This window comes from Paenibacillus sp. FSL H7-0331 (assembly GCF_001956045.1).
The window spans coordinates 21,823-48,411 of record NZ_MRTH01000041.1 but is presented as its reverse complement, the minus strand read 5'-3'; the positions used below and the strand labels follow the sequence as shown (position 1 = coordinate 48,411).

The 26,589-nt window shown below is 45.4% G+C and carries 26 protein-coding genes; 21 read left to right on the top strand and 5 right to left on the bottom strand.

Features of this window, described 5'->3' with window-relative positions; translation table 11 throughout:
- Positions 1–174: 174 nt before the first annotated feature.
- The gene (nagZ, locus tag BK127_RS34840) at positions 175–1,428 is read left to right on the top strand and encodes a beta-N-acetylhexosaminidase (protein WP_256711584.1); all 1,254 of its coding nucleotides are present in this window, start codon (positions 175–177) and stop codon (positions 1,426–1,428) included.
- An 86-nt stretch (positions 1,429–1,514) separates the two neighbouring features.
- Here nagZ and BK127_RS34835 read toward each other — a convergent pair whose 3' ends face one another.
- A complete protein-coding gene (locus BK127_RS34835; protein ID WP_076237002.1) occupies positions 1,515–2,267 on the bottom strand; it encodes a hypothetical protein in 753 nt (250 codons plus the stop codon).
- 252 nt (positions 2,268–2,519) lie between these two features.
- On the opposite strand from BK127_RS34835, the gene BK127_RS34830 reads away from it, so the two are divergent.
- From BK127_RS34830 to BK127_RS34795, 8 genes are all read left to right on the top strand, one after another.
- The gene (locus BK127_RS34830) at positions 2,520–3,380 is read left to right on the top strand and encodes a MurR/RpiR family transcriptional regulator (protein ID WP_076237000.1); all 861 of its coding nucleotides are present in this window, start codon (positions 2,520–2,522) and stop codon (positions 3,378–3,380) included.
- Positions 3,373–4,392 (top strand): serine hydrolase domain-containing protein, encoded by a 1,020-nt coding sequence (locus tag BK127_RS34825; protein ID WP_076236997.1) that lies wholly within the window; start codon positions 3,373–3,375, stop codon positions 4,390–4,392. Before BK127_RS34830 ends, BK127_RS34825 begins: the two co-directional genes overlap by 8 nt.
- A gap of 76 nt (positions 4,393–4,468) precedes the next feature.
- Positions 4,469–5,761 carry an ABC transporter substrate-binding protein gene (locus BK127_RS34820; protein ID WP_076236994.1) on the top strand — a complete coding sequence of 431 codons (1,293 nt, stop codon included), beginning with the start codon at positions 4,469–4,471 and terminating at the stop codon, positions 5,759–5,761.
- A gap of 37 nt (positions 5,762–5,798) precedes the next feature.
- Positions 5,799–6,752, top strand: coding sequence for a carbohydrate ABC transporter permease (locus BK127_RS34815; protein ID WP_083689836.1), 954 nt, complete (start codon positions 5,799–5,801; stop codon positions 6,750–6,752).
- Between the two features lie 55 nt (positions 6,753–6,807).
- Positions 6,808–7,632, top strand: a complete 825-nt coding sequence (locus tag BK127_RS34810) for a carbohydrate ABC transporter permease (RefSeq protein WP_076236992.1) — start codon at positions 6,808–6,810, stop codon at positions 7,630–7,632.
- The gene (locus tag BK127_RS34805; RefSeq protein WP_083689835.1) at positions 7,619–8,632 is read left to right on the top strand and encodes an N-acetylglucosamine kinase; all 1,014 of its coding nucleotides are present in this window, start codon (positions 7,619–7,621) and stop codon (positions 8,630–8,632) included. The genes BK127_RS34810 and BK127_RS34805 overlap by 14 nt, the downstream gene beginning before the upstream one ends.
- Positions 8,633–9,550: an N-acetylmuramic acid 6-phosphate etherase gene (murQ, locus tag BK127_RS34800; RefSeq protein WP_076236990.1), complete on the top strand. Its 918-nt coding sequence runs from the start codon at positions 8,633–8,635 to the stop codon at positions 9,548–9,550.
- A 164-nt stretch (positions 9,551–9,714) separates the two neighbouring features.
- On the top strand, positions 9,715–10,155 hold the full coding sequence (locus BK127_RS34795) for a DUF2935 domain-containing protein (RefSeq protein WP_076236987.1): 441 nt from the start codon (positions 9,715–9,717) through the stop codon (positions 10,153–10,155).
- A gap of 177 nt (positions 10,156–10,332) precedes the next feature.
- Here the strand turns inward: BK127_RS34795 and BK127_RS45885 are convergent, their stop codons facing one another.
- On the bottom strand, positions 10,333–10,539 hold the full coding sequence (locus tag BK127_RS45885) for a DUF6199 family natural product biosynthesis protein (RefSeq protein WP_076236986.1): 207 nt from the start codon (positions 10,537–10,539) through the stop codon (positions 10,333–10,335).
- A gap of 142 nt (positions 10,540–10,681) precedes the next feature.
- On the opposite strand from BK127_RS45885, the gene corA reads away from it, so the two are divergent.
- Positions 10,682–11,611, top strand: a complete 930-nt coding sequence (corA, locus tag BK127_RS34785; protein WP_076236983.1) for a magnesium/cobalt transporter CorA — start codon at positions 10,682–10,684, stop codon at positions 11,609–11,611.
- A 14-nt stretch (positions 11,612–11,625) separates the two neighbouring features.
- On the opposite strand, the gene BK127_RS34780 is transcribed toward corA, so the two are convergent.
- A complete protein-coding gene (locus BK127_RS34780) occupies positions 11,626–11,970 on the bottom strand; it encodes an SdpI family protein (RefSeq protein ID WP_076236981.1) in 345 nt (114 codons plus the stop codon).
- 269 nt (positions 11,971–12,239) lie between these two features.
- On the opposite strand from BK127_RS34780, the gene BK127_RS34775 reads away from it, so the two are divergent.
- A complete protein-coding gene (locus BK127_RS34775) occupies positions 12,240–13,058 on the top strand; it encodes a shikimate 5-dehydrogenase (RefSeq protein ID WP_076236979.1) in 819 nt (272 codons plus the stop codon).
- A gap of 151 nt (positions 13,059–13,209) precedes the next feature.
- On the top strand, positions 13,210–13,725 hold the full coding sequence (locus BK127_RS34770; RefSeq protein ID WP_076236976.1) for an acyl-CoA thioesterase: 516 nt from the start codon (positions 13,210–13,212) through the stop codon (positions 13,723–13,725).
- 113 nt (positions 13,726–13,838) lie between these two features.
- Here the strand turns inward: BK127_RS34770 and hrpB are convergent, their stop codons facing one another.
- Positions 13,839–16,370 (bottom strand): ATP-dependent helicase HrpB, encoded by a 2,532-nt coding sequence (gene hrpB, locus BK127_RS34765; RefSeq protein WP_076236973.1) that lies wholly within the window; start codon positions 16,368–16,370, stop codon positions 13,839–13,841.
- Between the two features lie 167 nt (positions 16,371–16,537).
- Positions 16,538–16,765 (bottom strand): 3-dehydroquinate dehydratase, encoded by a 228-nt coding sequence (locus tag BK127_RS34760; RefSeq protein WP_076236971.1) that lies wholly within the window; start codon positions 16,763–16,765, stop codon positions 16,538–16,540.
- Positions 16,766–17,059: 294 nt separating this feature from the next.
- Between BK127_RS34760 and BK127_RS34755 the strand changes: the two genes are divergently transcribed.
- From BK127_RS34755 to BK127_RS34725, 9 genes are all read left to right on the top strand, one after another.
- Positions 17,060–17,905, top strand: coding sequence for an amidohydrolase family protein (locus tag BK127_RS34755; protein ID WP_076236969.1), 846 nt, complete (start codon positions 17,060–17,062; stop codon positions 17,903–17,905).
- Positions 17,906–17,966: 61 nt separating this feature from the next.
- Positions 17,967–18,794 carry a PPK2 family polyphosphate kinase gene (locus BK127_RS34750; protein ID WP_076236967.1) on the top strand — a complete coding sequence of 276 codons (828 nt, stop codon included), beginning with the start codon at positions 17,967–17,969 and terminating at the stop codon, positions 18,792–18,794.
- A gap of 264 nt (positions 18,795–19,058) precedes the next feature.
- Positions 19,059–19,220 carry a hypothetical protein gene (locus tag BK127_RS44155; protein ID WP_179097715.1) on the top strand — a complete coding sequence of 54 codons (162 nt, stop codon included), beginning with the start codon at positions 19,059–19,061 and terminating at the stop codon, positions 19,218–19,220.
- The gene (locus tag BK127_RS46120; protein ID WP_256711583.1) at positions 19,217–19,876 is read left to right on the top strand and encodes a hypothetical protein; all 660 of its coding nucleotides are present in this window, start codon (positions 19,217–19,219) and stop codon (positions 19,874–19,876) included. The genes BK127_RS44155 and BK127_RS46120 overlap by 4 nt, the downstream gene beginning before the upstream one ends.
- On the top strand, positions 19,839–20,006 hold the full coding sequence (locus tag BK127_RS46115) for a response regulator transcription factor (RefSeq protein ID WP_256711582.1): 168 nt from the start codon (positions 19,839–19,841) through the stop codon (positions 20,004–20,006). Before BK127_RS46120 ends, BK127_RS46115 begins: the two co-directional genes overlap by 38 nt.
- 52 nt (positions 20,007–20,058) lie before the next feature.
- Entirely contained in the window at positions 20,059–21,399 is a 1,341-nt protein-coding gene (locus BK127_RS34740) for a UTP--glucose-1-phosphate uridylyltransferase (protein WP_076236965.1), read from the top strand.
- Between the two features lie 149 nt (positions 21,400–21,548).
- Positions 21,549–22,514 (top strand): bile acid:sodium symporter family protein, encoded by a 966-nt coding sequence (locus tag BK127_RS34735; RefSeq protein ID WP_076236962.1) that lies wholly within the window; start codon positions 21,549–21,551, stop codon positions 22,512–22,514.
- 93 nt (positions 22,515–22,607) lie between these two features.
- Positions 22,608–23,858, top strand: a complete 1,251-nt coding sequence (locus BK127_RS34730) for a DUF445 domain-containing protein (protein ID WP_076236959.1) — start codon at positions 22,608–22,610, stop codon at positions 23,856–23,858.
- Between the two features lie 292 nt (positions 23,859–24,150).
- The gene (locus BK127_RS34725) at positions 24,151–26,424 is read left to right on the top strand and encodes an AraC family transcriptional regulator (RefSeq protein ID WP_076236957.1); all 2,274 of its coding nucleotides are present in this window, start codon (positions 24,151–24,153) and stop codon (positions 26,422–26,424) included.
- Positions 26,425–26,589: the final 165 nt, after the last annotated feature.

The window sequence follows — 26,589 nt, the reverse complement described above, 5'->3', positions numbered from 1 at the left end:
CTTTGGGAAAGAATAGGAAGTAACATAAGAAGTCGATCAAGTACAGATTCATTCGCTAACCGACTTAGGCACTGCCAGCTATCAATTGACATCATGAGGTGATGAACTGTGACGGCAAAAAAAAGAAATTGGTGGGCGATAACTCCCCTTTGTTTCCTAATGCTGAGTGGCTGTATGAACCAAGGAAGCCCATCTGCAAGTAATCCCAATCTCCCTGCACCGGTTTCTCCGGTTCCTAATTCAACTCCAAAGCCGACACAAACGGGTACGCCCTCTGAGGCAGTCCCTGCACCAGCACCGGCTGTTAATCAGCCAACCCAACCAGCAGACAAAGTTCTTGAACAAATCAAGAAGATGTCGATCCATGAAAAGGTGGGTCAGTTGGTTGTAGTCGGCATGGATGGGCTTACCAATAATGACCAGACTACACAGCTTATATCCGAATACCACGTCGGCGGGTTTATTTTTTTTAAGGTGAATTTAAAAGATACCCCACAGGCGCTAGCCCTGTTTAATTCATTGAAATCCACTAATGAATCGGTGACTGGCATTCCGTTAATGCTTAGCGTAGACGAAGAGGGTGGCAGGGTTAGCCGGCTTCCTGATGAATTGAAGAAGCTCCCTACGAATGCGGCAATTGGTAAAATCAATAATAGTGAATTTTCAAGGGAAATAGGAGCAACCTTGGGTAAGGAACTGAAGAGTTTTGGATTGAATATGGATTTTGCCCCAGTCCTTGATGTATTCAGTAATCCGAACAACACGGTTATTGGTGACCGTTCGTTCGGGAATCAGGCTGACGTGGTCAGTCGACTTGGTGTTGCGACCATGCAAGGAATAGAGTCCGCTCAAGTGGTTGCTGTGGTTAAACATTTTCCTGGACATGGGGATACTGCGGTTGATTCACATCTTGGGCTTCCGGTGGTCAATCATGATTTAACCCATCTTCGTCAGTTGGAGTTAGTTCCCTTTGCAAGTGCAATTAATAATGGGGCCGATGCTGTTATGGTGGCACATCTGCTTATGCCCAAGCTGGACGCAGATCATCCTGCTTCCTTTTCTAAAGCCGTCATTACCGATTTGCTGCGTAAGGAGATGGGATTTAATGGGGTTGTTTTTACCGATGATATGACCATGGGGGCTATTACTCAAAATTATGATATCGGGCAGGCCGCGGTAGAATCGGTGTTGGCAGGCGGGGATATTGTGCTTGTAGGACATTCTTTCGATCAGCAGGTTCAGGTCATTCAAGCGCTGCGGAGCGCTGTATCCAATGGAACAATCCCGGAGTCTGTGTTAAATGCAAGTGTAACACGGATATTGAAGCTAAAAGAGAAATATCATTTGAGTAACTCGAAGTGTGAAGAGCCTGATATTAAGGGTTTGAACGCTAACTTGTCGGCGCTGCTTGGCAAATATCAAAAGTAACCATAGCGTAATAGGCCCGTATTTTGTCACGGTTATATATGACAAAATACGGGCCGATCGCAGATTATCCTATGGATTTCGATCACTTATTGTGGATCTTGTTTGGTAATTTTGGCAGCATTATTGATTTTGTATTTAACGGGATGTTTGTTTAACTTTTTGGCGACCAATTTGGCTTCAAAGCTGAGCTGATCGCCTATTTGTAATTCCAATTTTTTCAAGGCCATGCTGTGGCTGGACCATGCAGTATCCAGTGATGTAGCCGTACCCTCATGCTGGAACGTTATTTGCTCAAAGATCACGACTTCATCATCTGTGTCGCTGAATGGATTAGGTACCGAGGCGAATTCTGCTACAGTCGCTTCAACGCTAACCTTTCCTTCCGGCAGGGCAACAGGAGCCGCAGGCGGTTTATCAGAGGTTTTCTTGTCTGCTGATTTTTTGGCTTTGGGCGGTTCTGATGCTGCAGCAGGTGCTCCGGGCGCTGCTTCTGCGAAGCTTTGGCTTGAAGTCTCAGCCAGATCCTCACTCGCAATAGCACCTGCTTCGCTTGCCTCCGAATCTTCCTCAAGCTTAATTTTACCAAAATGGGCGTTCTGCATTTCGCGTAGATAAGAAGGATGGATATTATGAAGCTCACCGTCGATCTGGATGACAGCAAATACAAGGTCTGCATATCCTACGATTTCACAAGGGATATCCAGGTTTTGACCTTTGTATCTGAAGGTTTTCAGCTTCGCCGCTTTTTGCGGGAGCAGCCCCCAATCCTTGCAAAATGCCAATGCCTGATCTTCATTATCAAAAGCTGTATATTGTTCGGGATGCGTCCACTGTGGCATATTATTTTCCTCCTATAAATTCCATAGATCCTGATCTTATTTTACCATTATTGCTTTGAAATGAAAAAGGGTATTGGTAGATGGGGTTTTGCAGCTTGTTTGCAGCCGGACAATATCTTTTAAAAATTTGTAAAGAAATAAAATTTCACAAAAAGTCTTTACAAAACGAAATATTATTTTATAATGAAGTTGTAAGCTAAGTTTACATGTTGCTGACTCTTCAACGAATTAAGTGCAAAGGATAGTGATGGCATGGTGAATCAGGGTCTCATAAGTATCCGTGAATCGTTGGATACACTCAAACCTACTGAACGTAAGGTTGCCCTGTACATTTTGGAGCACCCTGAGATGGTGATGAATGCTTCGGTGCAAAAGCTGGCCGAACTGGCTGAAGTCAGCGAAGCGACGATTGTGCGCCTGGCGCGTTCCCTCCATATGAAAGGATTCCAGGAGCTGAAGCTGAGAATTGCTGCTGACCTCGCTAAGTCCTCGAACAGTATGGGAACCTCCTATCAGGAAATCCAGATTGACGGGTCGATTCCGTCCTTAATTCAGTCGATCTCACATAACAACATTTTATCGATTCAGGACACATTGGCTGTGCTGTCGGTAGAGGATGTGGAGAAAGCGATTGAAAGTCTGGATCGTGCCAAGCGTGTGTATATTTTTGGAGTTGGCGCCTCAGCCGTGATTGCCCAGGATTTCAAGCAAAAGCTTTCGCGGATAAACAGATGGTGTGAAATGGCGTCTGACTTTGACTCCCAGGTCACATTGGCTGCGAATATGAACGAGCACGATGTCGCATTTGGCATATCGTACTCAGGTCAAACGGAATCAATTATCCAATCGTTGGAGATTGCTAAGGAGAGCGGGGCCACGATCATTGCGATGACCAAATTTGGTCATAATCCTGTCTCAGAATTGGCTGATATCTGTTTGTTCACAAGCTCGATGGAGCAAAGCATCCGCAGCGGAGCGATGGCATCCAGAATTGTCCAACTGAACGTTATCGATATCTTGTACGTCGGGATCGCAAGCCGCTCGTATGAAGCGGTCATCCAGGCGCTGGAGAATACAAGAAAAGCAGTCAGAGGATCGAAGCGCAATGCATAACATTGAACAACAAATACAAAACTGGGTAGAGCTTAATCAAATCCCTGGTGCTGTATTGGATATTAGCTTGGGCAGCAAGCTGCGCTGGCATAAGGAGTGGGGCTCCTACTCAGATGGACAAAAGATTCGCGATATCAAGTATAACACGATGTTTGATGCGGCCTCTCTGACGAAAGTGACCGCGACTTTACCGGCAATCCTGCTCCTTGAGCAGCACAAGCAGCTTTCTCTGAATGATCCCGTTCAGAAGTATATACCCGATTTTCGGCACGGACTAATAACGATCAGGCAGTTACTGCAGCATAGCTCAGGTCTTCCAGCCGATCTGCCGCGAGTAGACAGGTATGAGCCGAGAGATGTCGTTAAGGACATTTTGCAGCAAGAGCTGGTTTATGAAACGGGCACGAAGGTTGTATACAGCGATCTCGGATTTATTCTGTTGGGAAGCGTTATCGAAGAGCTGACTCGCCAAAGGTTATCCGAATTCGTGACGAAACAAATATTCCAGCCACTGGGCATGAAGGATACGACATTCGTACCTGATATGTCTCTGAAAGAGCGTATCGCGGCCACAGAAGCCGATGGAAATGGCTATATTGTGGGACAGGTTCACGATGAGAAGTGTTATCAAATGGGAGGCATTTCGGGAAGTGCCGGGATGTTCACCACAGCCGCCGATCTGCTTCAATATGCAAGGAGCTGGCTGACTCCAGAGGAATCCTTGCTCACTCCAGGTCAACGCGAGCTATGTGTAACCAACCCTTTTCAAGGCAGAGGTCTTGGTTGGGAAGTATGGCAAGGGCAACCCGTAATTCCGAGCTGTGGGCAATCATGGCCTTTTGGCAGCTTTGGTCATACAGGCTTTACCGGAACAAGTCTATGGATAGAACCGCATAGCGAGCTTATCGTCGTTTTTATGACGAATGCGGTTCATTATGGCAGAAGCACTCCGATCCGGGAGCTGCGTCCACTTGTACATGAAGCTATTTATTCCTCGCTTGTCGGGGATTGAATATAGGTAAACCATCACAGCACAGCGAATGCTCATGATTAATCAGCTTCGCACATTCCAAGGAGGAGTCTACAAGATGAAACGTACGATGAAACTTTCCGTTATTATGGTTGCCGCTTTAACCTTGGTTATTACAGGCTGTAGCAGCACTGCCAGCCAACCTGGTGCAACACCCGCGCCCAAGCCGGACACTAAGGTAGACAAAGTTAAGCTGACAATGGGCAGCTGGAGAACAGAAGACAAGGAAGCCTATGAGAAAATCATTAAAGAATTCCAGTCCAAAAATCCGAACATCGAAATTGAGTTCAAGCCTACCAAAAACACAGAGTACAATACATTGCTGAACACTTCACTGCAAACGGGCAGTGCTCCTGACATTATACATTTGCGTCCTTATGCGCCTGGTATTGCACTTGCAGATGGCGGATATCTGGAGCCTCTGGATTCCGTTAAAGGCATGGATGTATTCTCCAAATCAGCGTTGTCAGCGGCAACGGGCAAAGACGGCAAGGTGTATGGTGTGCCGACGGTATTTAGCTCCACGCAAATCTTCTATAATAAGAAGCTGTTCAAGAAATTCAATATTGAAGAGCCCAAGACTTGGGACGATTTGATCAAAGCGGCGGATACACTGAAGCAAAATAAAGTGACTCCATTTGCTTTTGGCTCCAAGGAAGGCTGGATTCTTTCACTTACACATGGCGCACTTGGACCTGCGATTTATGGTGGAACCGATTACGTGAACAAAGTGACAACTGGTCAAACGAATCTGAAGAGCAAGGAATTTACCGATTCGGTGCAAATGATGCAGGACCTCACCAAATATTTCCCTGAAAATTATGTAGGGCTGTCGATGGATGATATGCGTAACCTTTTCGTGACCGAGCAGGCTGGAATGATGGTTATGGGTGACTGGGAAGTAGCGGTCATGAAAAAAATGAATCCGGATCTCGATATGGATTTATTCGCTGTTCCGAATGCAGCCGCTGGTAAAGCTACGGTTACTACGTGGGTAGATGGATCTTTTGGAGTCAACAAAGAATCCAAAGGCAAGAAAGAAGCGATGAAATTCATTGAATTTATGACCTCCAAAGAATTCGGTACGCTGGTAGCGAACGAATTGAAGAAGCCGAGCACGATTCCGGGTGTTCAATCCAACGATCCGATCGTAACCAAAATTTCTACTTTGGCCAATACAGTTTCAACTCCGTACATGTTTGTCATCCATTTTAACGGCGGCAACCCGACCTCCAAATCGATCTTTGAGCAGCTGCTGCAAGGTATGTATCTGGGTAAGGAAACACCGGCTAAGGTTACGGAAGAATTGCAAAAGAGCGTGGACAGCTGGTTCAAACCGGCAGCCAAATAAGTAAACAAATTCAGATTGACAAAGGCGGCGAGGCGTAATGAATGGGATCCATGCACAGGCTCATGAACCAAAGCACAAGCATAAGAAGTTCAACTGGAGTAAAGGGTTCATTCACTTATTCCCGATTCCAGCCCTCGCCGTATATACGTTATTCATCGTATATCCGATTCTCGCAGCGTTCAGTTACAGCTTATTTGACTGGACTGGACTCAAGAAGGGCGCTTTTATAGGAATTGCGAATTTCACAAAGCTATTTACAACAGAACCTTTTAAAGGGCTGTTCTGGAATGCATTCGCACACAATTGGTACTATTTTGCCATGGAAATGATTGTGCAGAATGGAATTGCGTTCGTGCTCGCCTATATCATTTTTACGAAGGTAAAGGGAGCCGAATTGTTCAAAATGGCTTATTTTTTACCCAGATTGCTCTCCGTCATCGTAGTCGGATTTCTGTGGAAGCTGATGCTTAATCCGAATTTTGGAGCGATTAATGTGATGCTTAAGCAGGTAGGACTTGGGGAGTGGGCAAAGCCATGGCTGGGAGATCCAGCATACGCGCTCACCTCGATCATTTTGGTCAACAGCTGGTTCGGAATCGGCTTCTCCATCTTGATTTTATTGGCAGGCTTGCAGTCCATTTCTCTAGAGGCTATTGAAGCGGCACGTTTGGACGGCGCCAAAGGCTTCCGACTCATTAAATCGATCATTTTCCCGATGATGTCGCAGTCGATTGTTATTGTTACGATTTTCACGTTTGTTCAGGCGTTTGAGGCGTTTGAGCTCGTGTATGCGATGCAGGGATCTCAAGGTGAGCCGTACCATTCGACCGATTTGCTGGCTGTATTTTTTTACCGGGTTGCGTTTGGAGGTTCAAGCGGAGATGGAGTGGCTATTGGACTTGGCTCTGCACTGGCAGTTACTTTGTTCTTTATTATTGCAGTGTTGTCAGCCCTTTTCATGGCATATGTGAGAAAACGGGATATGGCTTAAGCGGAATGCAGACTATGCTGTGCTCTCATACATTCATGAAAGGTGAGGAGTCTCGATGAAAGAACACAAAGGATTACGTATTGGACACTATGCGATTGCCATACTGTTCACGGTTGTCAGTCTATACCCGATCTTCCTGATGCTGCTGTCTTCGTTCAAGACCAACATTGAAATTTTTAAAAACCCGATGGCGTTCCCCAAGCTTTGGACCTTTGATGCGTATCGAAAATTACTCGATCAATTGCCTTATTTCGATTACTTTTGGAACAGTGTATTTGTTAGTGTTACTTCTGTGGCACTGATTCTCATATCGGGGGCATTGGTATCGTTTTATATTGCGAGATTTAATTTCAAGTGGAACCCGGCCTTGTTTTTCTTCTTCCTGTTGGGGATGATGATTCCGGTCAAGCTGGGTATTGTTCCCTTGTTTATCCTGATGAAAACTCTCGGTTTGATGAATACAAGCTTTTCCCTGATTTTCGTATATACGGCGATTGGCATTCCGATGTCCGTTCTGATTCTGGTCGGTTTTTTCCGAACCTTACCTAAGGAGCTGGAGGAATCTGGTAAAATTGACGGCTGCTCAGATTTGGGGATTCTGGTAAAAATCATTGCCCCATTGATGCGTCCTGCGCTCGGTACGGTTATGATTATGAATTTTATTACGGTATGGAATGATTTTTTCTTTCCGTTAATATTTATCCAGGATGAAGTCAAAAAGACAATTCCAGTTGGTATGCTTACCTTGTTCAGTGAATATTCGACCGATTGGAGCGTACTGTTCGCCGGTCTGACCTTATCTTCGCTTCCGATGATCATCTTGTTCGCAGTCGCTTCCAAACAATTTATGGAAGGGATGACTGCCGGTGCCGTTAAGTAAAGATATCAGGTTTATAGGAATTGACGGTGGCGGTACGAAAACGGCCTGTATGATCGGTGATGGCTTGGGTAATGTGCTGGCTGTTTGTTATGGGGCATCCAGCAGTATCAAGTCCAACTCCAGGGAGGTTGTACAGGAAGTATTGCTGTCTTTGATTCAACAAGTTTTGGCGTTGTCCAACAGTACGGAGTCACAGCTTGAGGGTGTTTTTCTCGGCTTGGCAGGTGCAGATCGTCCAGAGGATAAGGTGCAAATTCTTTCTTTATTAGAAGGGAAGCTGCCGGATTCGGTTGTCATTACGCTGCATAATGATGCGATTACTGCATTATCTGCCGGGACATGGGGAGAGGCGGGGATTGTGCTGATCTCGGGAACGGGATCGATTGCGTACGGCTTTGTGCCTGAAGCCTCCATTAGCGTTCGTGTCGGGGGTTGGGGATATATGTTAGGCGATGAGGGTAGCGGCTTTAGTATGAGCCAGCACGCGTTGATTGCTGTAATGAAGCAGCATGATGGCCGAGGTCCCCACACGAAGCTGACATCATATATACTGGACCAATTGTCTCTAACCGATCCCAATCAGATCGTCACATATGTGTATGGACAGGCGAATATACGAACCGCTATCGCTGTGCTCTCCGAGGTCGTGCTTCAAGCGGCTAAGGAAGATGATGAAGTGGCTCTGGAGATCGTGGATCAAGCGGTCAAGGAATTGGCCCAGATCGCGATAACCGCCAAAGCACGACTGCAGCAATTACAACCGAATCAGGATATGTCGGACCTGCCGCTTTTACTTAGTGGAGGGCTATTCTCGGACAGATGGTTTCAAACCTGCTTTGAGTCTCGGCAAGACATTATGAACAGCAAGCTAAAAGTAAGTAAGCTCGAGGTACCGCCTGTGACAGGCTGTTATGTGCTTGCACTCAAGCAGGCCGGTATTGCAATTACAGATGCATTGAAAACACAAATTCGTGCATGGGAGACAAGGAGGGAAACATAGTTGAAACACATCGAAAGTCAACCCATTACGGAACAAAGAAATGAGAAAACGAGTCAGTTGGATGAAATGAATGTGCAGGAAATTATTCAAATCATGAATGCTGAGGATCAGACAGTTGCACTTTCCGTACAGCATGCGCTCCCGCAAATCGGCAAGGCGATTGAAGCCATTGTTGAGGTGATGAGCAAAGGCGGCAGACTGTTTTATATAGGAGCAGGAACAAGCGGACGTCTCGGCATCCTGGATGCTTCGGAATGTCCACCGACATTTGGTGTTAACCGTGAGTTGGTTACCGGGATCATCGCTGGCGGGGAAGCCGCGATCATGACAGCTATCGAAAATGCCGAAGACGATGCCGAAGCAGGTGCGAGAGAAATCGAAGCCCGTCTGACAGCAAATGATGCATTGGTAGGCATAGCCGCGAGCGGTAACACACCATATGTAATCGGGGCGATTAATCGTGCTCGGGCGATGGGGGCAGTAACGGCCAGTGTGTCCTGCAACGACAATGCACGACTCAGTGCAGCGGCAGAATATGCGATTGAGGTTCCGGTTGGCCCTGAGGTTGTGACCGGATCGACACGGCTTAAGGCAGGTACTGCAACGAAGCTGGTGCTCAACATGATCACGACCACCGTGATGATCAAGCTCGGCAAGGTTTACGGTAATTTGATGGTAAATGTGCAGGCGACGAACGAAAAGCTACGTGATCGGGTTATCCGGATTGTCGGTGAAGCGACCGGGGCTGATTACGAGAAGGCTGCTTCGTATACCCAGCAGGCAGATGGAGATGCACGGGTAGCTATTTTGATGATCAAGTTTGCCGTAGATTCGAATAGGGCTTTGGCTGTATTGGAGCAGTGCCGTGGTCATTTTGGCGACGCGGTTCGTATCCTGGATAAAGAAAGCTTGGCTTAACAGCACCTACACGATATACACAATGAGGGGTACCGGATTTATATTCGGTATCCTTTTTTGTGTTGTCACAGCCTGAATTGGAGAGCAAGCGAGACAGACATATATCGTCTTCCATCAGAATAGATTACATCTATGAATGGATGAGAAGACGGAGGTATCTGTAAATGCAATTTGATTACGGAGATAAAATGCCGCTGCGAATTCTCGATGAGGGAGAATTCTGGAAGCTGCAGGAAACTGAGCATACCGATGTAATAAGAGCGTTAGTGCCTGATTTGGAGCAGCCGTTTGTAGAAGCTTTACAAGCATGGGAACAAGCATTGGCTCGAACACAAGCGATGTTTGTTCGTTATATTGAGTGGGTTGGGCGCATGGAGCATCAGGTGAGCAGTGAGGTTTACAAGCAAATTATGGAGCTGGTTTTGTTTGCAAGAAGGCAAAGTGAGCAATTTATACAATTATTAAACCAACTGGGGACCGAAAGCTCAGCGTTGAAAAACAATCCGACCGCGATAACTGTGTTAAACCACATACGTCGCGAATCCGAATATTTTATAGGCATCGCCCAAGCGGTGCTCTCAGAGGTCGTAGTACCAACTCCATAAATGATAGATGAAGAGCCTGCGTTACTGAGGCTCTTTTTTACTGTTGCAGGACCATAAGCGTCATCATTTTTACTTAATTTCGGTTATTTCAAAAACCTCTGTTCCCTTGTTGATACAACAATGACACATGCGCTGACAGACCATTTTCTCAATAGATTACCCTCCCAATGATGTTGGTTAAGCTGAGACAAATAAATAAACGTAAACACCTGCAAGGCCAACAAGGGTAAACATGACTCCACCAAACCGGGTTGACCAAAGGTACAAATCAGAAGGCTCAGCTGCGTCGTTCGACTTCCAGCTTTCTGTAATTGTCCAAAGGATGGCTGGTCGTATTAACATCAATAGACCACAAAGCAACAGTAATACGGTAACAATAATCATTGGTGCCTCCGGAAGTTATGGATTTATTTTCAACATCCCCCATATTTGGCGCATACCGTGCGAGCTAGCTAATCGTTAATGGAGTGATATAATTTAATCAGAGTGATCTACCCAAGAAATCAAAGGCTGACGGAGGATACTTATGCTCATTTATAATACTTTGACCCATCGAACAACTACAGAAAAAGTAAGAAAGCCAGAGGACCATGAGATGGTCTGGATTCGTCTACGCAACCCGGAGTCATCAGAAACCAAGCATGTGTTATCCGACTTACTTGAAAGTCATCATCTTTTGGTAGAGGATTGTATCCAACTACATGGACGCCCAAAAATGGATAGATATAAAAACAATATTTTCATTTCATTTTTTGCTATCAATGAGCAGTATGATCCTATGGAAATTGCCTTGGTAATTGGGAAGAACTATGTCGTATCTGTATATAAAGCTGATATTCCACTGCTAGATAGTTTATATGAGGAATTTAAAGAAATTGAGGGAAGGATGACGTTTCCTGCTCAGATTCTGTACCATATTATGGACAGGTGTGTGGATGAATACGTTCAAGTTATAGATCACATTGAAGATAAGGTGGAAACATGGGAAGAGGCTATTCATGATGATCCATACGCCCCAATATCCCGTGAAATTTTCCAATTAAAACGCATCACACATAACCTTCGCAGGGTTTTCGTTGAAGAAAGAACCGTGATAGGAACCATCAGTCATCAAAGCTTTCCGTATTCCCATCCCGATGCCGACGTTTATTTCGCAGATATTTTCGATCACATCTCACGAGTTGTGGACTCCATTGATATGTACCGTGAATCTCTGACGGGCTTGCTCGAAATGCTGGTTAGTATGAAATCCGATCGCATGAATGAAACGATGAAAACACTTACCGTCATCAGCACGATATTCCTTCCGTTAACTTTTGTCGCTGGGGTTTATGGCATGAATTTTAAAGATATCCCGGAATTAGATTGGAGCTTCGGGTATCTCTATGTGTGGATTCTAATGGCCGCGATCATGGTGGGAATGCTGTTTTTTTTCAAAAGTAAAAAGTGGATGTAGACCTTGCGATTTGTTTATTTGTCTAATTGCTTCAATCTACGTTCTACTTGGATAAACATCATAATGATTAGCAAAAGCATCATACCCATAATTGAAAATATGGCAGCTACTTGATACTTGACTCCAAGCCCCATGCCAACCAAGCATCCAGCCACAATCATCACATAACCGTTATTTATCATAATTTTCGAGCTATATTGATTCGCTTCGTTCCATAAGTTCATATTTTTCATTGAGCGAGAGGTCCGATACCCATAAATGGCATTAATGTCCTTAGGGGGGTTACGCTTTAATAATTGCCCGGATAGAATGAAAATGATGCCGATTAACAAAGCAAAACCAATGCTTACAAATATCATGTTTAGCAACTCCTTTGATGAACAACTGCAGACTTTTAAATTGCCCATAATTTGACTTTCTTTCAACAGATGTATGGTTATTGTAACAAATTATGAGATCGAAAAACATAGACATTTAGGTGTAGCCTTAGATGAAGCGAACTTGTAATCTATGAAGAGGCTGAATACAATAAGAAGAATGAATCTCATACATATGCACACTGACCGAATATGTGCACAAAATGATGACTTAAACAGCAGGCTAATTGCTTAAACGGAGGTAATTAATTATGAACGCAGCCATTAATAAAGATACTCAACTATGCATGTCTCTTGCAGGAAGGCCGGGTAATTTTGGTACCCGTTTTCACAATTTTTTGTACAACGAGTTGAATCTTAATTTCATTTACAAAGCATTTACCACGAATGATTTGCAAGCGACAATCGGTGGCATTCGATCTATGGGAATACGTGGTTGCGCTATCTCCATGCCTTACAAAGAAGCCTGTATCCCGTTTATTGATGAGATGGATGAATCTGCGACTGCGATTCAATCTGTTAACACTATTGTGAATGATCAGGGGCGATTGAAAGCCTATAATACCGATTATATAGCGGTTTCGCAATTGCTGAACCAGCACAACGTGCGGCGTGATAGTGTATTCGCTCTCCGTGGAAGCGGCGGTATGGCCAAAGCTGTCTTATGTGCGCTGCGTGATGCAGGCTTTGGTTCAGGTTTTGTTGTTGCCAGGAACGAAGTGGCTGGTCGTGCATTGGCACAAGCTTATGGATATGAGTGGACGGATGATCTGGGAAGGATTCGTCCGGAGTTGTTGGTGAATGTGACACCTGTTGGTATGGCTGGTGGTTTAGAGGCTGACGATTTGTCATTTGAACCCGATTTTATCGAAAAGGCTGAGACCGTATTTGATGTGGTTGCGCTCCCTGCCGAGACTCCGCTGATCCGTCATGCAAGGCTAAAGAGTAAGAAAGTGATTACTGGTGCGGAGGTTTTTGCTATTCAGGCATTGGAGCAATTCATTCTGTATACAGGTGTACGCCCAACCGACGAGCAGTTCAAAAGAGCGGCAGAATACGCCCGAGGCTGATACGTATCATGCGAGATGAAGACCGTTTCGGCTGGGGTACGTTGAAAGTGGGTGCACACTGGCTGTAAATAGAAGCGACGTTATAGTCAGTTATAAACGGATATGATATGTTAGGGTAGATAAAGTTCAGAAGAAAAAAGGAGCTAAATTTATGGAGCAGCAGCGATTTGTCAAGGAGTCCCGTTCCTACAAAACAGCACGGGTATTTCCAGTTGATGTCAACAACAACAACACCTTGTTTGGTGGAAAACTAATGGCGTATATCGACGATATTGCCTCAATAGCAGCGTCAAAGCATTCACGATGTTCGGTTGTGACGGCTTCAACGGATTCGGTAGACTTCTTGCTGCCGATTAACCCAAGTGATGCCGTTTCATTGGAGTCTTTCGTTACCTGGACGGGAACGAGCTCGATGGAGGTTTTTGTGAAAGTAGTAACCGAGGATTTGAAGACAGGAGAGCGCAATATCGCGGCGACTTCGTTTTTGACCTTCGTTGCTTTTGATGAAAATAGAAAAACGGCCAAGGTTCCATCCGTTATTCCGGAGACCGAGGAAGAGAAGCAGCTGCACGAGACGGCTTTCAAACGGGCGGAGATGAGAAAAGCTCGCAGGGAAGAAAGTAAAAAGTTTGCCCATTACCTGATCACCAAGTTCCCTTGGGAGTAAAAAAGATACATATGCCTAAAAGATGAATGACAAACAAGACCAGATGGGTAATGCCAGTCTGGTCTTGTTTGGTCTTCAACGGTCATTTAACTTATTTGAATTCATTATATTCACTATTGTAAATTTTTCGGCCGTACCCGGCTGGTGGGCATCGCAACGAGCGGATCATCGGGCCAGTAATGCTTCGGATAACGACCCTTAAGATCTTTTTTGACCTCGAAATACGTATGACGCCAAAAGCTTGCCAAATCGCTCGTTACCTGAACTGGGCGTTGGGCAGGTGATAACAGCTGAAGCCGTATAGGGACTCGGCCGCCTCCAATTCGCGGAGTTTGCTCCAATCCGAATAGTTCCTGCAGCCGAACGGATAAGGTAGGGATATCGGGATCGCTGTAATCGACGGAGATCCGTGAACCGCTTGGGACGGTGATATGCGTTGGAGCCGATTCGTCCAATGCGCGGCGCTGCTCCCACGACAGCATGGACTCCAGTATGGAGAACATATTCAGTCGCTGAAGGTCGCTGCGGCTTTTGAGCCCATGCAGATGCGGAGCCAGCCAATCCTGAATATTAATGATAAGTGCAGGGTCCGCCATGTCAGGCCAATCCGTATCATAATGATTCATAAACTGGAGACGCTCACGTAATTGAAGGGATGCTTTTGTCCAAGGCAACAGGGCTAAACCTTCCTTGACAATTCCGCTGACCAAAGCACGGTACACATCGTCCTGATCAGGTGTGTGGTTTGGGACATCCTTGATAAGAATAGCACCCATACGTATATAATGGCGGGAACGGACGGCCTGTACAGTTGGATCCCATACGGTAATGGTATCCCGTTCAATACTTTCGCTGAAATGCTGCTCCAACTCTTCCCATTCAACCGGAGCAGCCAAATAAATCCGGCTGTCTGTACCTTGATCATCAAGCTCCACAGTTACATTATAAGGCGAGTTGGCTAGCGGCTGCATATGAATAAACTGCGCTCCGCGTCCGCTGCTCAACAGAAAGCCGCCCTGTGATCTGCGCTGTCCGATTCGGTCAGGAAATGCAAAGGCTAGCAGCAGTCCACAGTGATGTACATCCTCTGGTTGGCTTGCAACCTGAATACGCAGCTCTCTTTTCCACTGACCAGCTTCCATCCATATGCGTTTGCAGGCGGCAGCATCTACTGTAAAGCCCTCATAGAATAAGGCTCCAGACGAGTAATCCTTTGACTTCATGGCCCTTCGAAGTGCTTCCACACGCAGCCGCAGGTCTGCATTAGGAGCTGCAGAATCACCTTTTAAGAAATCCCGTTCATTGAGCAAGGCAGCCAGCTCGCAAGCCAGCTCTCCATATCCAAGCGGAATCGCCTTAAGCAGCATATGTGCCAAGCGTGGATGAAGTCCAAGTCCTGCCATACGGCGACCCTCTGATGTAATCGATCCATCCGGGTTCATTGCTCCCAACTGGACAAGCAGCGAACGTGCTTGAACGAATGCAGCTCGTGGTGGAGAGTCAAGCCACGTCAGCTCAGCAGGCTCGGTTACACCCCAAGCCGCCAGCTCCAGAGCTAGGGGAGCCAGATCAGCCTCTGCTATTTCCGGCTTGCTAAGCGGTAGGAGCTGACGATGGTCGGCTTCCGTCCAAAGGCGGTAGCAGGTACCTGGACCGAGGCGACCCGCCCGCCCCCTGCGCTGGTCGGCCGATGCCAGAGATACCGGAACGGTTTCCAGACGGGTCATCCCAGTGCGCGGTGAGAAGCGGGGGACACGGCTCAGGCCGCTGTCAATGACAATCCCGATCCCATCAACAGTAAGGCTCGACTCAGCAATGGATGTGGTAAGCACAATTTTACGTTCATTCGCTTGACCTCGGGAGATAGCTCTATCCTGACTTTCTTGTGGCAAGGAACCGTGCAGTGGGGTGATCTGAACCAGCGGACCGAGCTGCAGCTCGCGAAGTCTTGCTTCGATTCGTCTGATTTCTCCTGTTCCTGGAACAAACACAAGCATATTGCCATACTCATGCTGCTCGAGCGCTTGGACTATTACGCGTACAACCGTCTGCTCAATGCGTCCATCAGGTTTTCGGTCCAAATAATGGGTAGCTACTTCAAAGCTTCGCCCTTCGCTAATCAGGATTGGCGCATCGTTCATCAACCCGGCAACGGCTTGGGCGTCCAGTGTTGCCGACATCACGATGATACGTAAATCGTCACGAAGCAAAGCCTGTGCCTGCAAGCACAAGGCAAGTCCAAGATCTGCGTGAAGGCTGCGCTCGTGAAATTCGTCGAAGATGACAGCACCTACACCCTCCAGGCTTGGGTCCTGCTGAAGCATCCGGGTAAGGACACCTTCCGTAATGACTTCGATTCGTGTAGAGGGGCCTACGCGGGTATCCATTCGAACCCGATATCCAACGGTCTCACCGACCTGCTGATTAAGCGATGCAGCCATATAGCGGGCTGCAGTGCGGGCAGCGAGTCGGCGCGGCTCCAGCATCAGGATTCGCTGCTTTGCGAATAGGGGCACATCCAGCAGCGCTAGTGGAACTCGCGTTGTTTTGCCTGCTCCGGGTGGGGCCACCAGTACGATGGCCGAGTGGACTTGTAAAGTTTCTTTTAATTGAGGAAGAATCGTATCTATGGGCAAAATGGTCATTCTATCACTCCAGCTATTCTTATTATGTATGCAAGAATTATAACAGAATCCGATACCATTCACCTGCAAAGGGAGACGTGTATGTAATAAACAACAAAGAAGCCGCAGCAGCAGCTTCTTAATTTGTAATATGTATGGTTGGGTAACAGAGAAGGCTTTACCGTAGTTTAATAGAGCGATAAAGCCAAAGAGTCAGTTTCGTTGTAAGAATGAAGAATCGCTTCGCATCCGACAATTTCGATGCTGATTAAGGAGTCGAGACATTTTTTAATTGCTCTTTTTCCTTTAACTACTTTGGATTCCAGAGCAGAAACAAGAAGATTCAGTTTCTTTTTGTTCTTTTCATCGGAGTAAACAGGCACCTTTTTATTCTGTACTGTTATGAACAATTTCATTACGCTCACCCGCCTAATAATTGGATATAATACATAGTATATATGATCATCATTAAAATAACCTTAAAATCATTGTACAATTTTGCGATATTTTCATTAATTTTGTTCACCAAGTTGTTTCGATACAATTAATTACCCATCTTATAGCTTTTGAAACAGCAAAATATCAATTATTTTGTAAAAAGTATGGAACATCTGAAGTCATTGTAAAACCGTTTGGTTCTATTGTAATATAATGGCTAAGAGACTAACAGAACTCTGCAAAAAGAGAGTGAATGAGGGAGGTTACGCAGGTTGAGAGTAGACGCACATCAGCATTATTGGCAATTGGCACGTGGAGATTACGATTGGACCAAAGAGGATGGGGAAATATTGCATCGGGATTATTTTCCTGCCGATCTGTCAGAGCATTTGGCACGCACTCAGATTGACAAGACGATTGTTGTACAGGCAGCTCCGACAATGAAGGATACGGAATTTATGCTTGAGCTGGCACAGCACAACGACTCTATTGCAGGTGTTGTCGGTTGGCTGGATCTGGAGCACAAGGATTTCCGCGAGCATTATGAATCGTTACGAAAACAGTCCAAATTGGTTGGAATTCGTATTATGATTCAAATCATGGAGGACGCGGATGCGGTTCTGCGCCCCGCAAGTTTACAAGCGCTGAAGTTTTTGGAGGCTGAGAATTTTCCGGTCGATCTGCTGATGCGTTCACACCAGCTGCCGACTGTGCTGAAATTACTGCAGGAGGTACCTGATCTTCGTGGGGTTATTGACCATATCGCCAAGCCAGTTATTGTACAGGGACAGTGGGAGCCTTGGGCTTCACAACTGGAGGGAATTGCCTCTTATCCGTCGATAACCTGCAAGCTGTCGGGGATGGTAACAGAAGCCGATCATCATACTTGGACGACAGAGCAGGTGACTCCTTATATCCATCATATAGTAAAAGCTTTTGGCACAGAGCGTGTGATGTTTGGCAGTGATTGGCCCGTCTGCCTGCTGGCAGCAAGCTATGAACGAGTTGTGGAGCTGTTGGAGGAAGCCTTGCCCGAAGGGATAACAGAGTCGGAAAAAACGGCGATATTCGGCCATAACGCCCTGCGTTTTTACAAGCTGGAGCATTTGCTTCGGTAGGTTATCAAGTTCGCAGTACAGGGTATCATCAGATCATCACAATCCAGAGGAGTGGTTGAAAATGTCCAAAAATGTTAAACTGCCGCGGGACAAAAAAATCAAGCTGAGCCAGTATGATCCCGATGATACAGGTTCTTTTTCCGGAAAGGATGAGGTTGCCGAGCATTACGAGAAGCTGAAAGAGGAATTGACAGAGCTGCAGGACAAGCTGTTTGCCGGGAAAAAGTATTCACTGCTCATTATTTTTCAGGGGATGGATTGCAGCGGCAAGGATGGCGTCATTAAAAAAGTGTTGTCCGGGGTCAATCCGCAGGGCTTCAAGGTGACTTCATTTAAACAACCGACAACCGAAGAATCCTCACATGACTTTCTGTGGAGAGCCCACAAGGAAACGCCGGGCAGAGGGTTCATTACGGCATTTAATCGCTCCTATTATGAGGATGTTTTGATCACTCGTGTACACAATCAGATTGAGGATGAAGAGGCTGAGCGGCGCTTCAAGCACATCAAGCAATTTGAGAAGCTGCTGGCTGATCATGATACAGTCGTATTGAAAATTTTCTTACATATTTCGAAAGACTTTCAAATTAAAAAAATCGAGGAACGGCTTCACGATCCATCAAAAAGATGGAAATTCGATCCGAGCGATCTGCTGGAGCGCAATTATTGGGACGCCTATCAAAAGGCATACGAGGGTGTGTTCACCAATTGCAACTCGAAGGACGCGCCTTGGCATCTGGTGCCCGGTAATAACCGCTGGTACAGAGATTATGTTGTGCTGTCGCTAATTGTGGATACATTGAAAAAGCTGCCGCTGTCCTATCCGCAGCCGGACATTGCGATGAAGGATTTAATCGAATTGCTGCCGCTTGGCGAACAGCCTGAATAGTGGGTTCGTTACTGGTGTGACAACCGATATGAACACTACAAGCATCCCTGACCGCTTATTATCAAGTGGGCTAGGGATGTTTTTTGTATGGAGGACTCTTTTTCATGGATGTGACATTTGTCAGGTGCAAGTGATGACATTCGTCGGTATGGTGTAAAGTCAATTAAGGCTATAGTAAAGAGCTAAAAGCGTGAGCTCCAAAAAAATGAGGTGTATAAAGCATAGCTGCTGCGTACTGTGAGGAAGCGGAAATTTATTATGTTTATGTTTGCTTTGTGGATGCCTTCTTACCGATACGGTAAAGGTGCTTGGAACATCATTGCAGGGTTGTCGCTGGATTGGGGAGGTATTGTGATTCTTACAGCATACGTGATCATTTTTATGATATTATCGCCTTATATGATTAAAAGGAAGGAAGCGGTATGAGCAGGTTCAGTTTGACATTCGACAGGAAAATACGACAAATCATGATCTATTCATTCGTTTTTCTGATTTATCTGTTCATACCTATCCATACGCTGTTCCACAAATCGATTTTCGAGATGTGGATCGGCTTTTCTACGCTTGCCTTGTTTGGTATGATTTACCTGCTGTGTTATCTGAACTCGTCAAGACGACTTCTATATGTGATAGGCCTGATCGTGATTATTGGCTTTTTGTGTTTGCGTTATAATGATAGCTTTATTTTGATGGGATTCTATACCGCTTTCATCGTCGGTATGCTGTCTGACAATAAACAGTTTATAACCGCAATGACAGCTCAGCTTGGGCTGCTCATTCTTGCTCTACTTTATAGAGGTCTTGGCCTGAATGAATCGGATATAATCAATGCTCTGCCTTCCGCGTTGGTGATGACCGTGATGCCTGTCATCATGCGGGGAAATTTTCGATCAAATGGTTCAGGGTTACTTGTTAAAGGATTCGCCCGTACACGAGCTTGCAGTCGCACTGCGGAATATATTCAAGGGCGGAAGGGTCATCAGTCCTGCACTTTCTATTTCTTTATGGGAAGCGGAAAATCCGTTAACGGAACGGGAGCAGGAGGTGCTGAAGCTGGTAGCCGCGGGGTTATCGGTAAATGAAATAGCCAGAAAGCTGTTCCTGACGGGAGGCACGGTACGGAATTATGTATCGGAAATTTTGCAGAAGCTTGAGGCCAAAAACCGTATTGATGCGATCAGTATTGCCGAGAAAAATGGTTGGCTGCAATAATAATTGAAGCTAGCATAGCAGCTGTAAGAAATTTTGGTTTAGGAGGCGGGCAATGGAAGAGCTATATAACGGAGTGCTGGAGCTGCTTATCCGGCACAATCAGGCACATCTTCTTCAGTTCTATGATGAACTGTCTGAGGCATCACAGCTGAAGCTGCTGAATCAGATTCTGAGTATCAATTGGGACCAGTGGGCAGCATTAGGTGAAGTGCGCGCAGCACAAACACCTGCAATCTATGAAGACCTGTCGCCGATCGGAGCGCTTGATTGGGAGCTGTTCAGTGAGGAGGAGCAGCAGTATTTTACAGATAAGGGTTGGGAGCTGCTTCGTCAAGGGAAGGTTGGAGCGATTGTTGTAGCCGGAGGCCAGGGAAGCCGGTTGGGGCATGAAGGACCAAAGGGGACCTACGATATTGGCCTGCCTTCCCACAAGTCGTTGTTTCAGCTTCAAGCGGAGCGCTTGCTCAATCTGTCTAAGCGAGCAGGCAGCCGAATCCCTTGGTATATCATGACAAGCCCGGATAATCATCAGCAAACGGTCGATTATATGATAGCAGCTGATTATTTTGGTTATTGTGCTGAAGATTGCATTATGTTTGAACAGGGGGTCATGCCTGCTGTGGATGAGGATGGCAGCATCTTTTTATCGGAGAAGGATGAGATCAGCCTGGCTCCGAGCGGAAATGGAGAGTGCTTTGCCGCCTTGAACAAGTCAGGAGCGATAGCCGACATGAAGCGCCGCGGTGTCGATTGGTTATTTTATTATAATGTGGATAATGCACTTATTAAGGTGGCGGACCCTGTATTTGTTGGTGTTGCGGCTCATTATAACAACCCGATTGCGACCAAAGTGATAGATAAGGCGTATCCCGAGGAGAAGGTCGGTATTATATGTATGAAAAACAATCGGCCTATGGTCGTGGAATACTCCGATCTGCCACAGCATTTGATGTTTGAGCACAATAATGAAGGGAAGCTGACGTATGGGCTTGGCAATATCTCGATTCATTTATTTCGTCGTGACTGGATCGAGCAGCAGGTGAACAGCAGCATTCCCTACCATATCGCTCACAAGAAAATCAGGCATGTAGATGTGAATGGTCATATCATTGAAGCTTCACAGCCGAATGGGTACAAATTCGAACGGTTTATTTTTGATTTTTTTCCATGGGCTGCGGGGATCACGGTTCTTAAAGGAAAGCGTGAACATGATTTTGCACCTGTAAAAAACAAGGAAGGTGAGGACAGCCCGCAAACAGCCAGAGAGCTTATTTACGAGCTGCATCGGAGCTGGCTGCTGAAAGCGGGTGCTTCGCTTGATGAGGTTCAGGGGCCTGTCGAGATTTCGCCGCTGCTATCGTACGCTGGAGAAGGATTAGCAAGAGAGACTTAATCTAACAGGGCAGCTGCAAACTGCTCTTTTTTTGCGTTTTCTTTTTGGATGAATAGCAAAAAAGATCGTTTGCAGTTCGCGTGATTATGCTACAATGTAACGATAATTCATTAAATGTTGTTCATTTAAAAGCAGAAGAGGGCTGGAGTATGCTAAACCGATTAAACAAAATATTAGAAAAATGTATGCCGTTTCTTACACCGACAGGTGTGCTCGTGGGTCTCTTGGGTGCCGCATGGCTGCACTCGTTCAGTTTTTTGGTGCCGTGGATTTTTGCCGCAATGACGTTTGCTGGCAGCATTGGCTCCAATTTCAAGGATTTGGGCCGGGTAATGATGCTTCCACTGCCGATTGTGGCTAATCTACTTATATTGCATTTGGTCATGCCTATATTAGGCTGGGCCGCCGGGGCCTACTTTTTTCCAGGTGATGATTTGACGCAGACGGGATTTGTGCTGTTATTTGTCATTCCAACCGGAGTCGTGAGTCTCGTCTGGGTCACTATTTATGGGGGGAATATTGCGCTAACGCTGGCACTCATCCTGTTGGATACGCTGCTGTCCCCTATTATCGTTCCGCTGAGTCTTTCCTGGATTGTAGGAGCCAAGGTTCATATGGAGCCGCTGGATATTATGGGCGGGCTGCTCTGGATGGTTGTTGTCCCTTCTATTATCGGGATGCTGCTCAATCAATTAACGAAGGGCAAAATCAAACCGATGCTCGGTCCAAAGCTTGCTCCTTTTTCCAAAATCGGGCTGTTTATTGTCGTTTCGATCAATAGCTCGGTGGTAGCTCCCTATTTGAAGCAATTTAATATGAAGCTGTTGGAGATCATCATCGTAGCCTTTGTGCTTGCGGCTTTTGGTTATATCGCGGGTTGGCTTGTGTCTCATTGGATGAAATGGGACCGTGAAGTGACCATTGCGCTTACGATCAATTCAGGGATGCGCAATTTAAGTGCAGGCGCGGTGCTTGCAATCAGCTTCTTCCCGCCTCCTGTCGCCCTGCCGGTTATCGCCGGTATGCTGTTTCAGCAAATCCTCGCTGCTTTGTTTGGACAGCAATTGGGTAAAAAATATGGCATGACATCCTCCATTTCCAGTACAGCCAAATAGCCTTTAGGGGTGGCGATTTTCAACGGGAACAGGAGAATGATATAATGTTGCTTAAATAGACAGGTGCTGACATGAAGGAAGGTGACAATGAGGATGGGAAGCAATTCGAGATATACAGCAACAGTGTCGCTTGTTGTTATGGCGGCAGGATTCATTGGAACCTTATTTGTCGAAGGTCCGACATGGGTTCGGTTTTTACAAAGCGGATTTGAAGCGGGGCTTGTAGGGGGACTGGCAGACTGGTTTGCAGTGACAGCGCTGTTCAGGCATCCGCTCGGCATACCGATTCCACATACGGCCTTACTCCCCAAAAATCGGGAAAAGGTATCCAGAGCGTTGGTCAATACCATTCAGGAGGATTTACTGAGCAAGCAAAGCATTACGGACAAGCTGGCTCAAATCCCATTGGTATCCAAAATTTTGCAGGGCGCAGCAGGGCAGCTCAGTACAAATTCGGCTAAGACTGGTGTGGTGACGCTAAGTGAATATGCGATTCGTCAGCTGCCACTTGAAAAGCTAGCCGCATTAGGCGAACGAGAAGTCAGACATATGATTGATGCATTGGATTTGCAGGATCTGCTCAAACAAGGACTTCAACAGGTGTACACCAGGGGCTACGATGAGAAGGTATTCGATTTTGCGCTGAATACGGCTGAACAGTTAATTATGAAACCGGAAATACGCGATCGAATGGGTGCAATGGCTTCTCAGGCGCTGCAAAATCTGAATGCGGGCGGGATGATGCAGTTTGCGCTTAACGCTTTTGCCGGATTTTTCAATGATGAGAAGCTGGGTGGTTTGATCCAACAGTTCATGCTGAATGGGCTGGATGGATTGAGATCTGTTAATAATCCTAACCGCAAAGCGGTCATGCGTGCCATACACAGCTGGCTGGATAATCCGGGCAACCAGTATAAGCTGGCGATCGAAATGGATCACTGGAAGGCACAGCTGCTGGATGAATGGAAGCTTGAGGAGAAGCTGCTTGAAATGCTGCAGCGTTTGCAGGCTCAAGCATTGGAATTTGTGAACCGTGAGGATTATGTAGAAGCCTATGTGATACCGGTGGTGAACAAGCTGGTTAATCAGGTTTGTGACAACGAGGAGCTGCTGGATCGGCTCGAAAGCGGCTTGCGTGAGCAAATTGCCCGTTGGATCGAGGCGAATCACCACAAAATCGGTACGCTGATTCGTGAAAACATTGATCGTTTTGATGATAAAACGCTGATTACGTTGATGGAGGATAAAATCGGCGGCGATTTACAATGGATTCGAGTTAATGGAGCCATTTGTGGATTTTTGATCGGGATTATATTGGCTGGTATTAAGCTTTTTGCTGGATAACCGCTAAAAACTCCATTTTGATACCCTCATGAATAAGACGAAATGAATCAGATTATGCAAAAACACGGAGATGCGCCAATGTTCGTCTCTCTGTGTTTTTTTTATGTGGCAAGATGATTGCAAGGGAACATAGTGATTACTTGTGATTATATTGTGTGCATTTCATAGCTCCTTCCTCTATAATAAATCCAACAGAATCCACTAGGCCATTATACGTTTACGAAGTCAGTTTGCGTGTGCAAAATTGTTGATGGGAAAATGATTTCAATTTAGGCGGTGGGGGGACCCGGTCATGCTGCGCATGCATATCAAAAATAGTGTCGCGTTCAAATGGAAAATCTCGTATGGTGTGATTTTATTCATTCCGATACTGATCAGCGCTCTTATATATGTACAAACAGGGAGCATTGTGGAGTATGAGATTAAACGGGCTAATAAGGCTTTGCTTAATCAGGTTAAATTTATCGTGGATAGCGGGCTGCTGCAGACAGAACAGCTTGGCAATCAAATGTCCATTAATACGGATATCAGAAAATACCTGGAGGTAGATCAACAAAAGGATCCCTTTCAAATTTATAAAACCAAACAAGAAATCCATAAATACTTGCTATACAATGATTTTATTAAAGATATTTTTGTATACTCGAAAAGTATGAATATGGTGCTGACACCGGATACCTTCGTGGAAGAAAGTCATTTTTATCAAATGTATTATGAAAGCGCTGTCTTTACTTTTAAGGATTGGCAGAAATTCGCTAGAAGTAATTATATTAAAGAATACCGGGTCCTTCCTACGCGTGACAACGGCCTTTTGAACGAAACCGCCGCGCTTGTGCAGTCACTACCGATTGATAACAGTAACCAACCGTTGGGTACACTTGTCATCACATTGAACAACAACAAAATAGAAAAGATTCTAAAAAATATGGATTGGATTCAATATGGTCAAGTGCTAATTCTCGATAAAAATGATCAGATAGTTTTTCATACCAAGGATGCCGGGCTTCCTTTATCTATACATTACAGCGAAATGGAACTGAAGAAGGACGAGCCCTTTTTCGAGAACGTTCAGGGACACAAGGTAATGATTTCTCACGCTTCGTCGAGTGTGGTGGATTGGAAATATGTGAGTATGATTCCTGCGGAAGTGTTTTGGGAAAGAGCAGAACATATACGAAATTTGAATCTGCTTGGTTTGTTCATATGTTTTATCATTGGCGGCGTGATGATCCTGGTATTTGCCAGAAAGAACTATAATCCGATTCAGGAGCTTGTCAGATTTGTAACAGGGAAAGCTTTTGCCCCTGTAGAGAAAGAGCAAGACGAATTTGAATTGATCCGTCAGCATTTTATTAAAACCATTCAGGAAAGAGATGATAGTAATCACAAACAGGTTCAGCACATTAAGCTGCTGCGTAATTACTTTTTACACCGATTGATGAAAGGTCATATTGAAAAGGAACAATCTCTGGAAGAGGCTTCCAAAGCCTATCACATAGTGTGGTCTTCCGATTATTTTCTTGTTATGCTCTTCCATCTTGAAAGTGACAAGGGGGTTTCCGACGAGTTTCAATTGCTGCAGTTTATCATTTCCAATGTGGTTACCGAGCTGATTGGAGCTAAGCATACTCTCCATTTCACAGATATGGACGGAACGCTGGCAGCTGTATTGAATATACATCCAGCGGGCTTTGATGATTGGAAGGATAATTTAGAGTCGGTATTGAAAGAGGCCAGAGAATTTATAGAGAAAAGATACAATTTTCAATTTGCGACAACGATAAGTGAATTGCAAAGAGGATTGGGAGGTATACATCAGGCCTTTATGCAAGCCTTGGAGGCGCTCGAATATTTAATGCTGCTTGGTGATGAAAAGGTTGTCTGGTATGGTGATTTGAAACACACCAACAAGGATTATTATTACACAGTCAACCAAGAGCTCATACTGATCAATCTGCTCAAAAGCTGTGATTTTATCCAGGCACGTGAGCTGGTAACGGGGGTGATCCAGAGCAGCTTCAACCAAGGAAATACTTCAATCGAAATGCTGAAATGCATTATGATAGATTTGGTGAGCACGATGATGAAGCTGATCCAGGATCAGCATAATGGTTCGGTTTGGGAAGAATTGCGACCGTTCCGCCGACTGCTTAAATGCAATACGAAATTTGAGATTGAGTATCAGATGCTTGAAATATTTAATTATGTTTGTCAACACATAGAAAGTAAAAACAAAAGTATTTCGAATCTTGTAAAGAATGAGCATGTGACTGAATTTGTTCAAGAGAATTATCATGACCCGAATCTTAGTGTGTCTTTGCTCGGCGAGCACTTTTCGATGACCCCACAATACTTGTCGAGGCTCTTCAAGGAACAGAGAGGCCAGGGATTACATGAATTTATTTGTCAAACGAGGATTGAACATGCCAAGCGGTTGCTCCTTAAGGGTGAGAGTATTGAAGACACTGCACGAAATACAGGTTTCACGAGCAGCAGTACCTTTATCAAGGTGTTTAAAAAATACGAGGGCATCACACCAGGAAAGTATCAATTTAATGAGCAATAGGGTCTGTCTGTATATCTATTTCATGTGCCTCATGGTAAACCATGGGGTTTTTTAACAATTGAACAATCAATTTCAAATCGTCGATTGCCTTTTTTTGGTTTTTGACAACTCCTTTTTTAATGCTGATTGATATAATTGAATGCGCTTACTATAGTGTAAGTGGGA

Excerpts from the sequence above, each read along its gene's own strand:
- nagZ (WP_256711584.1), top strand. The coding sequence starts at position 175 with ATGAACCAAGGAAGCCCATCTGCAAGTAATCCCAATCTCCCTGCACCG.
- BK127_RS34835 (WP_076237002.1), bottom strand. The coding sequence starts at position 2,267 with ATGCCACAGTGGACGCATCCCGAACAATATACAGCTTTTGATAATGAA.
- BK127_RS34830 (WP_076237000.1), top strand. The coding sequence starts at position 2,520 with ATGGTGAATCAGGGTCTCATAAGTATCCGTGAATCGTTGGATACACTC.
- BK127_RS34825 (WP_076236997.1), top strand. The coding sequence starts at position 3,373 with ATGCATAACATTGAACAACAAATACAAAACTGGGTAGAGCTTAATCAA.
- BK127_RS34820 (WP_076236994.1), top strand. The coding sequence starts at position 4,469 with ATGAAACGTACGATGAAACTTTCCGTTATTATGGTTGCCGCTTTAACC.
- BK127_RS34815 (WP_083689836.1), top strand. The coding sequence starts at position 5,799 with ATGAATGGGATCCATGCACAGGCTCATGAACCAAAGCACAAGCATAAG.
- BK127_RS34810 (WP_076236992.1), top strand. The coding sequence starts at position 6,808 with ATGAAAGAACACAAAGGATTACGTATTGGACACTATGCGATTGCCATA.
- BK127_RS34795 (WP_076236987.1), top strand. The coding sequence starts at position 9,715 with ATGCAATTTGATTACGGAGATAAAATGCCGCTGCGAATTCTCGATGAG.
- BK127_RS45885 (WP_076236986.1), bottom strand. The coding sequence starts at position 10,539 with ATGATTATTGTTACCGTATTACTGTTGCTTTGTGGTCTATTGATGTTA.
- corA (WP_076236983.1), top strand. The coding sequence starts at position 10,682 with ATGCTCATTTATAATACTTTGACCCATCGAACAACTACAGAAAAAGTA.
- BK127_RS34780 (WP_076236981.1), bottom strand. The coding sequence starts at position 11,970 with ATGATATTTGTAAGCATTGGTTTTGCTTTGTTAATCGGCATCATTTTC.
- BK127_RS34775 (WP_076236979.1), top strand. The coding sequence starts at position 12,240 with ATGAACGCAGCCATTAATAAAGATACTCAACTATGCATGTCTCTTGCA.
- BK127_RS34770 (WP_076236976.1), top strand. The coding sequence starts at position 13,210 with ATGGAGCAGCAGCGATTTGTCAAGGAGTCCCGTTCCTACAAAACAGCA.
- hrpB (WP_076236973.1), bottom strand. The coding sequence starts at position 16,370 with ATGACCATTTTGCCCATAGATACGATTCTTCCTCAATTAAAAGAAACT.
- BK127_RS34760 (WP_076236971.1), bottom strand. The coding sequence starts at position 16,765 with ATGAAATTGTTCATAACAGTACAGAATAAAAAGGTGCCTGTTTACTCC.
- BK127_RS34750 (WP_076236967.1), top strand. The coding sequence starts at position 17,967 with ATGTCCAAAAATGTTAAACTGCCGCGGGACAAAAAAATCAAGCTGAGC.
- BK127_RS44155 (WP_179097715.1), top strand. The coding sequence starts at position 19,059 with ATGTTTGCTTTGTGGATGCCTTCTTACCGATACGGTAAAGGTGCTTGG.
- BK127_RS46120 (WP_256711583.1), top strand. The coding sequence starts at position 19,217 with ATGAGCAGGTTCAGTTTGACATTCGACAGGAAAATACGACAAATCATG.
- BK127_RS34740 (WP_076236965.1), top strand. The coding sequence starts at position 20,059 with ATGGAAGAGCTATATAACGGAGTGCTGGAGCTGCTTATCCGGCACAAT.
- BK127_RS34735 (WP_076236962.1), top strand. The coding sequence starts at position 21,549 with ATGCTAAACCGATTAAACAAAATATTAGAAAAATGTATGCCGTTTCTT.
- BK127_RS34730 (WP_076236959.1), top strand. The coding sequence starts at position 22,608 with ATGGGAAGCAATTCGAGATATACAGCAACAGTGTCGCTTGTTGTTATG.
- BK127_RS34725 (WP_076236957.1), top strand. The coding sequence starts at position 24,151 with ATGCTGCGCATGCATATCAAAAATAGTGTCGCGTTCAAATGGAAAATC.